The organism is Sphingobium lignivorans (assembly GCF_014203955.1).
In the GTDB taxonomy this organism is placed as follows: domain Bacteria; phylum Pseudomonadota; class Alphaproteobacteria; order Sphingomonadales; family Sphingomonadaceae; genus Sphingobium; species Sphingobium lignivorans.
In genome coordinates this window covers 2,531,140-2,543,256 of sequence record NZ_JACHKA010000001.1, presented here as the reverse complement: position 1 = coordinate 2,543,256, position 12,117 = coordinate 2,531,140, and the positions used below count along the sequence as shown (strand labels likewise).

10 protein-coding genes and 1 tRNA gene are annotated in these 12,117 nt (G+C 65.0%); 5 read left to right on the top strand and 6 right to left on the bottom strand.

The features are described from left to right. Positions 1-101: 101 nt before the first annotated feature. Positions 102-1,478, bottom strand: coding sequence for a sulfatase family protein (locus HNP60_RS11810; RefSeq protein ID WP_184153928.1), 1,377 nt, complete (start codon positions 1,476-1,478; stop codon positions 102-104). 84 nt (positions 1,479-1,562) lie between these two features. Here HNP60_RS11810 and HNP60_RS11805 point away from each other — a divergent pair, with 84 nt between their 5' ends. Next, positions 1,563-2,234, top strand: coding sequence for a TetR/AcrR family transcriptional regulator (locus HNP60_RS11805; protein ID WP_184153925.1), 672 nt, complete (start codon positions 1,563-1,565; stop codon positions 2,232-2,234). Positions 2,235-2,276: 42 nt separating this feature from the next. Here HNP60_RS11805 and HNP60_RS11800 read toward each other — a convergent pair whose 3' ends face one another. The 5 genes from HNP60_RS11800 to HNP60_RS11780 form a co-directional block, all read right to left on the bottom strand. Then, on the bottom strand, positions 2,277-2,618 hold the full coding sequence (locus tag HNP60_RS11800) for a hypothetical protein (protein ID WP_184153922.1): 342 nt from the start codon (positions 2,616-2,618) through the stop codon (positions 2,277-2,279). Between the two features lie 310 nt (positions 2,619-2,928). Continuing rightward, positions 2,929-3,324, bottom strand: a complete 396-nt coding sequence (gene cueR, locus HNP60_RS11795) for a Cu(I)-responsive transcriptional regulator (protein WP_184153918.1) — start codon at positions 3,322-3,324, stop codon at positions 2,929-2,931. Continuing rightward, on the bottom strand, positions 3,321-5,660 hold the full coding sequence (locus tag HNP60_RS11790; RefSeq protein WP_184153915.1) for a heavy metal translocating P-type ATPase: 2,340 nt from the start codon (positions 5,658-5,660) through the stop codon (positions 3,321-3,323). The genes cueR and HNP60_RS11790 overlap by 4 nt, the downstream gene beginning before the upstream one ends. Positions 5,661-5,878: 218 nt before the next feature. Continuing rightward, positions 5,879-5,955 (bottom strand) — tRNA-Arg (locus tag HNP60_RS11785). A gap of 82 nt (positions 5,956-6,037) precedes the next feature. After that, positions 6,038-6,502, bottom strand: a complete 465-nt coding sequence (locus tag HNP60_RS11780; RefSeq protein WP_184153913.1) for a MarR family winged helix-turn-helix transcriptional regulator — start codon at positions 6,500-6,502, stop codon at positions 6,038-6,040. A gap of 98 nt (positions 6,503-6,600) precedes the next feature. Here HNP60_RS11780 and HNP60_RS11775 point away from each other — a divergent pair, with 98 nt between their 5' ends. The 4 genes from HNP60_RS11775 (at position 6,601) to desA (ending at position 12,024) form a co-directional block, all read left to right on the top strand. Then, entirely contained in the window at positions 6,601-7,455 is an 855-nt protein-coding gene (locus tag HNP60_RS11775; protein ID WP_014076823.1) for a p-hydroxycinnamoyl CoA hydratase/lyase, read from the top strand. Between the two features lie 121 nt (positions 7,456-7,576). After that, positions 7,577-9,706: an acetate--CoA ligase family protein gene (locus HNP60_RS11770; RefSeq protein WP_184153910.1), complete on the top strand. Its 2,130-nt coding sequence runs from the start codon at positions 7,577-7,579 to the stop codon at positions 9,704-9,706. 153 nt (positions 9,707-9,859) lie between these two features. Then, positions 9,860-10,612: an alpha/beta fold hydrolase gene (locus tag HNP60_RS11765; RefSeq protein WP_184153908.1), complete on the top strand. Its 753-nt coding sequence runs from the start codon at positions 9,860-9,862 to the stop codon at positions 10,610-10,612. A gap of 23 nt (positions 10,613-10,635) precedes the next feature. After that, positions 10,636-12,024 carry a syringate O-demethylase gene (desA, locus tag HNP60_RS11760; protein ID WP_014076820.1) on the top strand — a complete coding sequence of 463 codons (1,389 nt, stop codon included), beginning with the start codon at positions 10,636-10,638 and terminating at the stop codon, positions 12,022-12,024. Positions 12,025-12,117 lie beyond the last annotated feature (93 nt).

Below are 12,117 nucleotides of genomic sequence, written 5' to 3'. Positions count from 1 at the left end.
ATGGCAAAACGCCATGGCGATGATGGACGATGTCGTTGCAAGCGAACGAAATGCGGAAAATGGTCTCACCTATGTCCTCCCTTTTATTATATCGTTTCGTTTCAATCATGAACCGCCAGATATCCTTTGCCTCTGCTCGAATAGCTGGGGGAATTGTCGGGATAAGGCAGCATGGTCTCGTTCCATGCGCGCCATTCGTCCTTGAGTTTTCTGAACAACTCAGGATTTGAATCCTTGAGATTGGCGCGTTCCTGTTTGTCGTCGGCCAGATTGAACAGATATTCATGCCCGTTCACGCTGAGCATTTTCCAGTCGCCGGAGCGGGCGGCCGCCTGTTCGCCCGCCTTGTAGCGCCAGAAGACCGTTCGCGGGGCCGGAGCGCTCTGGCCGAGGGCTGCCGGCATCAGGTTGATGCCATCGCTGGGAAAGGCGGGATCCGCCGAACCGCCCGCGGTCGCGAGGAATGTCGGCATATAGTCCATGGTCATCGCGATCTGGGCGGTCCGGGAACCGGGGGGAATCTTCCCGGGCCAGCGCATCATCATCGGCACTCTGATGCCGCCCTCCAGCAGATCGCCCTTCATGCCGTCGAATGGCCAGACCTTGGAGAAGCGCTCGCCGCCATTGTCACTGGTGAACACGACGATCGTGTCCTGGCTCATGCCCTGGGCTTCCAGAGCGGCGAGCACTTTGCCGACCCCCTTGTCGAGCGCCTGCACCATCTTCGCGAAGGTCGAATCGCTGCCGCCGTCATAATTGAGCAGCGACTTGATCTGCGCGGCGAGCGCTTCGTCCTCGGGGCCTTCCCATGGCCAATGCGGGGCCGTGTAATGGAGGCTGAGAAACAGCGGCTTGCGCGTCCTCGCCGCAAGATCGATTTCCGCCACGGCGCGCTCGGTCAGGATCTCGGTGAGATAGCCGTGGCGGTCCGTGACGCTGCTGCCGTCGTACAGATCGCTGGAGCCGCCGCCCTGCATGGACTGGCTGTGCGTGAAATAGTCCGCGCCGCCGCCGTGAATGCCGAAAAAGCGATCATAGCCGCTCAGCAACGGGCTGAACCGGGGAGGCGATCCCAGATGCCACTTCCCGACCAGGACCGTCCGGTATCCAGCCTCCCGCAAGCGAGAGGCGATCGTCGGATGCTCGGGCGGAAGGCCGACAGGCTCCGGGCCACCGCCAATGGGTTCGTCGAGACCGCCGCGAAGCCGATACTGGTAGCGACCCGTCGCCAGCGCCATGCGGGTCGGCGAACAGACCGACGAATTGGCATAGGCATCCGAGAAGAAGCAGCCCTGCTCGGCAATGCTGTCGATGTGCGGCGTGGCGTATTCGGTTCGGCCCGTGAAGCTGAGGTCCGCATAGCCCAGGTCATCGGCCATGATGAACACGATGTGCGGCGGCCGGGCAGGGGCGGCCTCGACACGGGCCGCGAGAGGCAGTGCGGCGGCCGTTCCAAGGAATGCGCGACGAGAAAACATAACCCCTCCTAAAAAAGAATCAGACTCTCATTATGTTTTGTGAGCATTTGCGATAGGGACGCTTCTGTGTCAACCGTGCGGAAAATGAGGAGCAAGTGGCTTTTGGCGCGTGATCTGGAAGAACAGCTCAGGACGGCCGGCGCATTTCCCGCGCAGCAACAGCGCAGCAAGCAGATGCGCGACGCGCTCCTGGAGACCGGTCTGGCGCTCGCCAGGCGGGTGGATTTCGAAGACCTGTCCGTCGCGCGGATCTGCGCGGACGCCGGCTGTTCGACAGGCGCTTTCTATGCGCGCTTTCCCGACAAGGTATCCTTCTTCAAGGCCCTGATCATCAAGCACGCGATGAGCTCCCGTGCCCAGTCCCAGGCGCAGCTGGATGCCGTCCCGTTCCGGGATATGCTCGGAGCGACCATCCGGCGAATGGTGCAGGCCTATCTGGCGAACGCGATCTTCCTGCGCAGTGCCGTGAAGGTGTCCCTGGAGGATCCCGAAGCCTGGGAGCCTTTTCGCAGGAACAGTCACGAGCTTGCCAATTATCTGCTGGATCGGATCAGGGCAGAGGCCACGATCGATCAGGCATCGGTGAAGGAACCGGCGATCCGCTTTGCCGTGCAGATGCTCCTCGCCGCGCTCAACAACAGCCTTCTCAACAGGCCGGGTCCCGTGTTCCTGGAGGACGAGATGTTTCCCGTCCTGCTGGAAGATGCCGTCGAGAAAGTGATGGGCCTCAGGACATTGGAAGACGCGGGGGACTGAAAGCCGCGAAGCGGGCAGCGGGACTGTACCCTGTCACGAGCCTCATCGCGCAAGCAGGTAAAGCTGCTTGCGTCTATAATCCCACACGGTCTTGTAATTCTTCAGGAAAACGAAGCCCAGTTCGAGTTCGGTATCCTCGGTGACGCCGACGGCCTTCGCACTGGCCGATGGTCCTTCCTCGACTTCAATGCCAGGCGCGGCGATGTCGACCTTGTCGCCAAGACGGACCCCGGTCAGGTCGAAAGTGTCCGGTTCCCCCGTCGGCTTCAAATGGCCGCCAGCCAGCAGACGCTGCTTCTTGTCCTGAGGAATGCTCAAAGAGCCATACATGCCGGTATCCAGACTCACGATCGCATCGAGATCGCCGATGCGCGCGGGGATCAATGGGATATTGGGGATATTCTCGTCTCGAACGCTAATGTCGCAACGCGCTTCTCGCCGGCCAGAAAGCTTGCCGGGCCGCCTTCATGGAAGGTCACTTTCAATCGCTGGCAAGGTTATCGCCAGCAGGGCGAGGAGCGACAGCGGCATCGCTTTGCTGCGCCGGAGCATATTCATGGCGCGCGACGGCCCGGACCGAAGGGCGTTGGCGGGCGTGGGGGCGGGCATTTGCATCTTCCACCGCATGTCGCTGGTCCCCCTCGTCGAGTCAACGCGACGGCTGAACGATTGGTTGTGTCAGTGGTTGCCGGCTCTATCGATGGCCCCCGGCAAGCTCCGCGATGATCGGGCAATCGGGCCGCTCGTCACCGTGACAGCGTTCGGCCAGATCGACCAGGGTGCGTTGCATCGCGGTCAGGGCCTCTGCCTTGCGCTGGAGTTCCCCGGCCCGGGCAAGCGCGAGCCGTTTGACCTCCGCGCTGCTGCGACAGTTATCCGACCACAGGCCGAGCAACGTCCTGATCTCCTCGATCGGGAAACCGAGATCGCGGGCGTTGGCGATGAACCGAAGCCGGTGAAGATCGCTATTGTCAAAGTCGCGATAGCCGGCGCCCCGTCGCGGCGGGGGTGGGATGAGGCCGATCTTCTCATAGTGGCGGATCATGCGCTGCGAGACTCCGCTCGCTTTCGATGCCTGCCCGATGTTCACAGCGCGTGCCGGTTCAGCCGGAGCGCGTTGGTGACGACGCTGACCGAAGACAATGCCATGGCCGCCGCCGCGATGATCGGCGAGAGCAGGATGCCGAACGTCGGATAGAGCGCTCCGGCCGCGACCGGCACGCCCGCGACATTGTAAATGAAGGCGAAGACGAGGTTCTGGCGGATGTTGGACATGGTCGCCTGACTGAGCCGCCGGGCGCGCACGATTCCCGTGAGATCGCCCTTCAGCAGCGTGACACCGGCGCTTTCGATCGCGACGTCAGTGCCTGAGCCCATGGCGATGCCGACATCGGCGGCGGCGAGTGCGGGCGCATCGTTGACACCATCGCCGGCCATGGCGACCACGCGGCCCTCGCTCTTGAGGCGCGCGACCACCGCGCTCTTCTGATCCGGCAGGACTTCCGCCTCGACCTCGTCAATGCCGAGCTGCGCGGCGACCGCCTCGGCGGTCGTGCGGTTGTCACCGGTCAGCATGACGACGCGAATCCCCTCCGCCTTAAGCGCGGCCAGTGCCTCGGGGGTCGTCTTCTTCACCGGATCGGCGATCGCGAACGCGCCCGCGACGTTGCCGTCGACGCCGATGAAGATCGCTGTGGCGCCGCCACGGCGAAGCGCATCGGCCTGCGCAGCGAGCGACTGGGTGGCGACGCCTTCCTCGCCAAGGAAGCGGGCATTGCCGAGGACGATCTGCCGGCCGTCCACCATGCCCAGGGCCCCGCGTCCGGTCGGGGAGTCGAACGCGCTGACTTCGCTCGTCGCGATGCCGCGCTCGTTCGCCGCCTCGACGATCGCGAGTGCGAGCGGATGTTCGGATGCACGCTCGACCGAAGCGGCGAGACGCAGCAGTTCGGCCTCGTCGAACCCGTCGGCCTCGACGATCCCGGTGACGGCGGGGCGCCCTTCGGTCAGCGTACCGGTCTTGTCGACGACGAGCGTGTCGACCTTCTCCATATGCTCGAGCGCCTCGGCATTCTTGATGAGGACGCCGAGCCCGGCGCCCCTGCCGACCCCCACCATGATCGACATCGGCGTCGCGAGCCCCAGCGCGCACGGGCAGGCGATGATGAGGACGGCGACGGCCGCGACGAGCCCGTAGGCGAAACGCGGCTCGGGTCCCCAGATGCCCCAGGCGGCAAAGGCGATCACCGCGATGCCGATGACGACGGGCACGAACCAGCCGGAGACCTGATCGGCCATGCGCTGGATCGGCGCGCGCGAGCGCTGTGCCTCGGCGACCATCTGGACGATGCGGGCCAGCATGGTATCCCGTCCAACCTTGTCGGCGACGATGACAAGGGCGCCGGTCTGGTTGAGCGTGCCGCCGATGACCTTGTCCCCGGCCGCCTTGGTAACGGGCATGGCCTCGCCGGTGACCATGGACTCATCGAGGGAGGAACGGCCTTCGGCAACCACGCCGTCGACAGGCACTTTCTCACCCGGCCGCACGCGCAGCCGGTCGCCCACCGCGACGAGATCAAGCGTCACTTCCTCCTCGCTGCCGTCCGGGGCGATCCGGCGTGCGGTCTTCGGAGCGAGGTTGAGAAGCGCCTTGATCGCGCCAGAGGTGCGCTCGCGGGCGCGCAGCTCGAGCACCTGGCCCAGCAGCACGAGAACGGTGATGACGGCTGCGGCCTCGAAATAGACCGCGACCATCCCGTCGGCGTTGCGGAACGCGGGCGGGAAGAGCTGCGGTGCAAGCGTCGCGACGACGCTGTAGGTCCAGGCCACGCCCGTTCCCATGGCAATGAGCGTGAACATGTTGAGATTGCGCGTTCGCAGCGACGCCCAGCCCCGCTCAAAGAAGGGCCAGCCGGCCCACAGGACCACGGGAGTCGCCAGGACGAACTGGACCCACACCGAGACGGACATGGGAATCAGGCGATGGACCCCCGGGAAGAGGTGTGCGCCCATTTCGAGGATGAAGACCGGGATGGCGAGCGCCAGGCCGATCCAGAAGCGCCGCGTCATGTCGATCAGCTCGTGGCTGGGGCCGGAATCGGCCGTCACGGTTGCCGGTTCGAGCGCCATGCCGCAGATCGGGCAAGCGCCCGGATGGTCCTGTCGAATTTCCGGATGCATCGGGCATGTCCAGATCGTGCCTTTGGGGACCGCGGCCGGGGCCGCAGGCGGGCCCAGGTAGCGGGCAGGTTCGGCGATGAACTTCGAGCGGCACCCCGCGCTGCAGAAATGATAGGTCTTGCCGCCATGCCGGGCATGGTGCGCAGTCCTGGCCGGATCGACCGTCATCCCGCACACCGGATCCTTGACGTCCGCTTCGTTCATCGCCTTGCTCCTTCCGACGCCTGACGATGTAGGGTCTGACATCGTGTCAGGATCAATACGTAATCGCCTCAATCGGAAAGGGGGGGCGCACGTCGCTGATAGCTGCCCGAGGTTCGTGACTTGTGAAGGCAACTCCCAAAGGTGGGCGGAAAGCCCGCTGGCCGCGGGCCGACGACATCCGGGTTTGCGGGGCGCCAGCCAGGTCGAGCTCAAAGGCCGCTGGGGAGTCCCGCTTGACGTGCTGATTTCATGGGGAGCTTTGGCGCACTCGACAGGATTCGAACCTGTGGCCTCTGCCTTCGGAGGGCAGCGCTCTATCCAGCTGAGCTACGAGTGCGTGGAGAGGCCCGCTATCAGCTTTGCGTTGCGGGGGGAAGAGCAAAGCGACGGGCTTTTTCGCGGCCCATCCGCGCGGCGCCTCAGCGTGCCAGGGCGGCCATCGCGGCGATCAGGTCCTTCTCGTCGAGGGCGAGGCGTTTGCGGAAGCGGTCGTTGCTTGCCTGAGCGTGCGCCAGCAGGACTTTCTGCAGGGTCTCTCCCTCTTCCGTGAGCGTGAGGCTGAGCGAGCGCCCGTCGATCGGCGCGTCGGTGATGAGGCCGCGCGCCTTCAGGCGGCCGACGAGCGGCGTCATGTTCGCGCGCTTGATCTCGAGGGCGCGGCCGAGGTCGCTTTGCCGGCAGCCGGGATTGGCGCCGACCATGATGAGCAGGGACGCTTCACCCACGCTGATGTCGAAGGGCCGCAGCGCATGGGCCAGATCATGCATCATGGCCATCGAGGCGCGCCGGATGCGATAGCCCATCATGTTGTCGAGTGGGCTGGGGAGCAACGCCGCCGGCGTATCCTCACTGCCGTTCCCTGCGTTCTGATCGTCCTGCCTCATTCGTTCGCCCATGTTTCCCTGACCTCGTTCGATGGCTTGCTCCCATCGGCGGTGAATGCTATGGCTTATAGCATAATTAGCCTGAAAAGGAAAATCGCATGTCCGAGGAGAATAAGCCGGTGGAACGGGAAGAGGATACCGTCCGCTACGAGATCGTGAACAACGTGGCGTGGGTCTATTATAATCGCCCCACCAAACGGAATGCGCAGAGCCCCAAGCTCAACCGGCAGATGCTGAAGGTGCTCACCGAACTCGAGTTCCGCGACGATGTCGGCGTGCTGGTGCTCGGCGGCGAAGGCCCGGCCTGGTGCGCGGGCATGGACCTCAAGGAATATTTCCGCGAGACGGAAGCCGAGGGCCTGGCCGGCACGCGCAAGGCGCAGCGCGAGGCCTATACCTGGTGGGAGCGTCTGCGCTGGTATCAGAAGCCGACCATCGCCATGGTCCATGGCTGGTGCTTCGGCGGCGCTTATGGCCCGCTCTTCGCCTGCGATCTCGCCTTCGCGGCGGACGAGGCGCAGTTCGGCCTCTCCGAAGTGAACTGGGGCATCCTGCCCGGCGGCGGCGCGACCAAGGTCGCGGTCGACCTCATGCCGATGAGGGTCGCCATGTATCACGCCATGATGGGCGAGAATCTCTCGGGCCAGGATGCGGCGCGCTACAATCTCGTCAATGAGTCGATGCCCGCCGATCAGCTCAAGGCCCGCGTGAAGCAGGTGGCCGAGACGCTCATCCAGAAGAACTGGGCGACGGTGAAATACACCAAGGATGCGGTGCGTCGCGTCAAGGAAATGACGTACGACAATGCAGAAGACTATCTGATCCGCCTGCAGGAAGGCCTCAACTGGTTCGACAAGTCGGACGGCCGGCATGTCGCCATGAAGCAGTTCCTCGACGACAAGACGTTCAAGCCCGGTCTCGGGCACTATGACAAGACCAAGACCGAGGTCTGATGGCATGGGGCGGCCGGGCATCTTCCCGGTCGCCTCGTCCATCCCGGTTTGCGCCGCGCCCCTCGCCACGCGGGGAATGGCCTGATTGCCTGTATTTGGTTCCGCTAAGGAGAGTTGAGATATGACGGTTGAGGCCGGAGTGCGTCCCCAGGCTGGGGCGCGTGACATCAATCGCCTGCTGCGCCCCCGGTCCATCGCGATCGTCGGAGCATCGGAGACGCCCGGCTCGCTTGGCGCGAGCGTGCTTGCCAACCTCGTCCGCAACGAATTCCCCGGCGACATCCATCTCGTCAATCCCAAGCGCGAGACGATCAGCGGACGTCCGGCGGTGCCGAGCGTGGACGCGCTGCCCGAGGGCGTCGATTGCGCGATCCTCGCCATTCCGCGCGTCGCCGTGCTGGACACGATGCGCCAGCTTGCCGCGCGCAAGGCCGGCGCCGCGATCATCTTTGCCGCGGGCTTCGCCGAGGGCGGCGAGCAGGGCATGGCCGACCAGCAGGAAATCGGCCGCATCGCGCATGAGGCCGGCATCGTGGTGGAAGGGCCCAACTGCCTCGGCTCGGTGAATTATCTCGACCGCATTCCGCTCACCTTCATCGATACCGACATCAAGGCGCCGAGCCCGGGGGGCGTGGGCATCGTCTCGCAGAGCGGCGCCATGGCGGCCGTGCTCGCCGTGATGCTGGAGAGCCGCACGCTCGACCTCACTTACTCCGTCTCGACCGGCAACGAGGCCGGCAGCGGTGTCGAGGATTATGTCGAGTTCATGATTGCCGACGAGAAGACGCGGATCATCGCGATGATCGTCGAGCAGTTCCGCGATCCCGCCCGCTTCCTCGCACTGATGGAGAAGGCGAATGCGGCCGGCAAGCTGGTCGTCCTGCTGCACCCCGGCAAGAGCAGCGCCGCGCGCGAATCCGCCGCGACGCATACCGGCGCCATGGCCGGCGACTACAAGCTGATGCGCGCCAAGGTGGAGCGGGCCGGCGTAGTCGTGGCCGAGACGCTGGAGGAACTGGGCGACATCACCGAGATCGCCGCGCGCTGCCCCGCGCTGCCGAGCGGCGGCACGGCGGTGCTGGGCGAATCCGGCGCGCTCAAGGCTCTGACGCTCGATCTGGCCGAGGAGCTGGAGCTGGCGCTGCCGACGCTCGATGACGGCAATGCACCGGCACTGCGCGCGGCGCTGCCCGAGTTCGTGCCGGTCAGCAATCCGCTCGATCTGACGGCGCAGGGTCTGGTCGACCCGGACATGTATTATCGCACGCTGGCGGCCCTGTTCGAGGACGATCGCGTCGGCACGATCTTCGCCGGCATCATCCAGACCAATCCGGCGACCATCGGCATCAAGCTGCCGCCGTTCCTCAAGGCCGTGCGCGAGCTCAAGGCGACCAAGCCGGTCATCTTCGGCGGCGTGGACGAAGGCGCGGATGTGCCGGCCGACTGGATCGAGCAGCTGCGCGCCGAGGGCATTCCCTATTTCCCGACCACGGAGCGCGCACTCCGCGCCATTCGCCGTCTCTCAGCCGCTGGCGCGCGCGATGCGAGCAAGACCGATGCGGCGCCGGCGAGCGTGCCCGCGCTGGTGAGCGAGAAGGGCGTGGTGCCCGAATATAAGGCGAAGGCACTGCTCGCACCGCTCGGCATCAGCTTTCCCAAGGGACAGTTTGCCGCGACGGTCGAGGACGCCATCGCGGCGGCAGAAGCGATCGGCGGCCCGGTGGTGATGAAGGCGCAGGCCGCCGCGCTCAGCCACAAGAGCGATGCCGGCGGCGTGGCGCTCAATCTCGTCGGGGCCGACGCGATCCGCGCAGCCTGGGACAAGATGTTCGCGGATGTGCAGCGCTATGACGCCTCCATCATTCTGGACGGCGTGCTGATCGAGGCGATGGGCGCGCGCGGGCTGGAACTGATCGTCGGCGCCAAGAACGATCCGCAATGGGGTCCGGTGATCCTCGCCGGCTTCGGCGGCGTGACGGCCGAGATCCTGCAGGATGTGCGCCTGCTCTCGCCGGACATGACCAAGGAGGCGATCGTCGCCGAGCTCGGCAAGCTCAAGCAGGAGGCTTTGCTACACGGTTATCGCGGATCGCCCGCGCTGGACGTGGGCGCGGTGGCGGAGCTGATCAGCCAGGTCGGCCGATTGCTGCGCGGCGAACCGCGCATCCAGGAACTCGATCTCAATCCGGTGGTGGTTTACCCCGAAGGGCAGGGGGCCATTGCGCTCGATGCCCTGATGCTGGTGGACTGACCGGTTTTCCCTCTGCACGACGTGCGGCAAATGCTGCACGTCGTGCCGCAGCATGACCTTTCAATTGTGCGCGTGTTGCACATTTGGGGCTGGCATTCAGGCCGGTCTTCGAGTAGATGAAATCTTCGTATATACGAAGAACATCGGATTTCCATGAGTCACTCGCCTTCCAAGGCAGCGCCCCTGCTGTTGTTGCCCGGCCTGATCTGCGATGCCCGTATCTGGGCACCGCAGGCCGAGGCCCTGGGCGCGCATCATCCGGTGACGGCGGTTGCGGGCTATGGGGAAGCGGACAGCCTTGGCGCCATGGCCGAGCAGGTGCTTGCACAGGCGCCGGAGCGCTTTGCCGTGGTCGGCCATTCCATGGGCGGCCGGGTCGCGCTGGAAATCATTCGCCGGGCCCCGGAGCGGGTCGCGGGCCTCGGCCTCATCAGCACCGGCATTCATTTGCCCCGGCCCGGCGAGGCCGATGGTCGCTTTGCCCTGCTGGCGCGCGGCGTGGAGCAGGGCATGGACGCCCTCATCGACGCATGGCTTCCCCCGATGGTCGGCGAGGCCAATCGCTCGCGCCCGGGCCTGATGGACATGCTGTGGCAGATGTGCAGCGATGCGGGTCTCGACATGTATGAGCGGCAGATGCGCGCCTTGCTTGCGCGCCCGGAAGTGGAAAGCCTGCTGCCGACCATCCGCTGCCCCGTGCTCGTGGCCACCGGCGCCGATGACGCCTGGGCACCGCCGGTGCAGCATGAAGCCATCGCCGCCGCGATTCCCGGCGCGACGCTGACGATCATTCCCGATGCGGGCCATATGGTCCCGGTCGAGCAGCCAGCGGCGATGACGCGCGTCCTCGCGGCCTGGCTGGATGCGGTGCAAGCCGCGGAAAAAGACAGAATCCTGAATTCCTGAACTTTAGTCTGAAGGAGAGTAGAATGGCGAAAAGTCTTCAAGATGTGCTGGATAATGCCGGAAATGCAGTCGATTTCCTGCGCAACCAGCAGACCGGCCCGAACGTCTATCCCGGCGTCCCGGCAGAATATTCCAACTGGCGCAACGAGCAGCGCGCATGGGCCAAGACCGCCGTGCTCTTCAACCAGAGCTACCACATGGTCGAGCTGATGGTCGAAGGCCCCGACGCCTTCGCCTTCCTCAACTATCTCGGCATCAACAGCTTCAAGAACTTCGCGCCCGGCAAGGCCAAGCAGTGGGTTCCGGTGACGGCCGAGGGCTATGTCATCGGCGACGTGATCCTGTTCTATCTCGCCGAGAACCAGTTCAACCTCGTCGGCCGCGCGCCGGCCATCGAGTGGGCCGAGTTCCATGCCGCCACCGGCAAGTGGAACGTCACGCTCACCCGTGACGAGCGCACCGCGCTGCGCACCGACGGTGTGCGCCGCCACTATCGCTTCCAGCTGCAGGGCCCCAACGCCATGGCGATCCTGACGGACGCGATGGGCCAGACCCCGCCGGACCTCAAATTCTTCAACATGGCGGACATCCAGATCGCCGGGAAGACCGTCGGCGCGCTGCGTCACGGCATGGCCGGTCAGCCGGGCTATGAGCTCTACGGTCCTTGGGCGGATTATGAGGCGGTTCATTCGGCGCTGGTCGCGGCGGGCAAGAACCATGGGCTGGCACTTGTCGGCGGCCGTGCCTATTCGTCCAACACGCTGGAATCCGGCTGGGTGCCCTCGCCGTTCCCGGGCTATCTCTTCGGCGAAGGCTCGGCCGACTTCCGCAAGTGGGCCGGCGAGAACAGCTATGGCGCCAAGTGCTCCATCGGCGGTTCCTATGTGCCCGAGAGCCTGGAAGGCTATGGCCTGACGCCCTGGGACATCGGCTATGGCATCATCGTCAAGTTCGACCATGACTTCATCGGCAAGGAAGCGCTGGAGAAGATGGCGAACGAGCCGCACCTCGAGAAGGTAACGCTGGCGCTGGATGACGAGGACATGCTGCGCGTGATGAGCAGCTATTTCTCGGACTCCGGTCGTGCGAAATATTTCGAGTTCCCGAGCGCGGTCTATTCGATGCACCCCTATGACTCGGTGCTGGTCGACGGCAAGCATGTCGGCGTCTCGACCTGGGTCGGCTACTCGTCGAACGAGGGCAAGATGCTCACGCTGGCGATGATCGATCCCAAATATGCCAAGCCCGGCACGGAAGTCTCGCTGCTCTGGGGCGAGCCCAATGGCGGCACCTCCAAGCCGACCGTCGAGCCGCACGAGCAGACGGAGATCAAGGCGGTCGTGGCGCCGGTGCCGTACTCGGCTGTGGCACGCACGGGCTATGCCGACAGCTGGCGCACCAAGAAGGCCTGATCGGGCCGGTTCGCCAGAAAGCGCATGACAGGCGGCCGCCGGAGCGATCCGGCGGCCGTTCGCTTGTCCGCATATCCCGAGAGCGCCCGATCA

What these genes read in the sequence shown, in the direction of transcription:
- HNP60_RS11810 (WP_184153928.1), bottom strand. Translation starts at nt 1,478, where the DNA reads ATGTTTTCTCGTCGCGCATTCCTTGGAACGGCCGCCGCACTGCCTCTC.
- HNP60_RS11805 (WP_184153925.1), top strand. Translation starts at nt 1,563, where the DNA reads ATGAGGAGCAAGTGGCTTTTGGCGCGTGATCTGGAAGAACAGCTCAGG.
- HNP60_RS11790 (WP_184153915.1), bottom strand. Translation starts at nt 5,660, where the DNA reads ATGTCAGACCCTACATCGTCAGGCGTCGGAAGGAGCAAGGCGATGAAC.
- HNP60_RS11780 (WP_184153913.1), bottom strand. Translation starts at nt 6,502, where the DNA reads ATGAGGCAGGACGATCAGAACGCAGGGAACGGCAGTGAGGATACGCCG.
- HNP60_RS11775 (WP_014076823.1), top strand. Translation starts at nt 6,601, where the DNA reads ATGTCCGAGGAGAATAAGCCGGTGGAACGGGAAGAGGATACCGTCCGC.
- HNP60_RS11770 (WP_184153910.1), top strand. Translation starts at nt 7,577, where the DNA reads ATGACGGTTGAGGCCGGAGTGCGTCCCCAGGCTGGGGCGCGTGACATC.
- HNP60_RS11765 (WP_184153908.1), top strand. Translation starts at nt 9,860, where the DNA reads ATGAGTCACTCGCCTTCCAAGGCAGCGCCCCTGCTGTTGTTGCCCGGC.
- desA (WP_014076820.1), top strand. Translation starts at nt 10,636, where the DNA reads ATGGCGAAAAGTCTTCAAGATGTGCTGGATAATGCCGGAAATGCAGTC.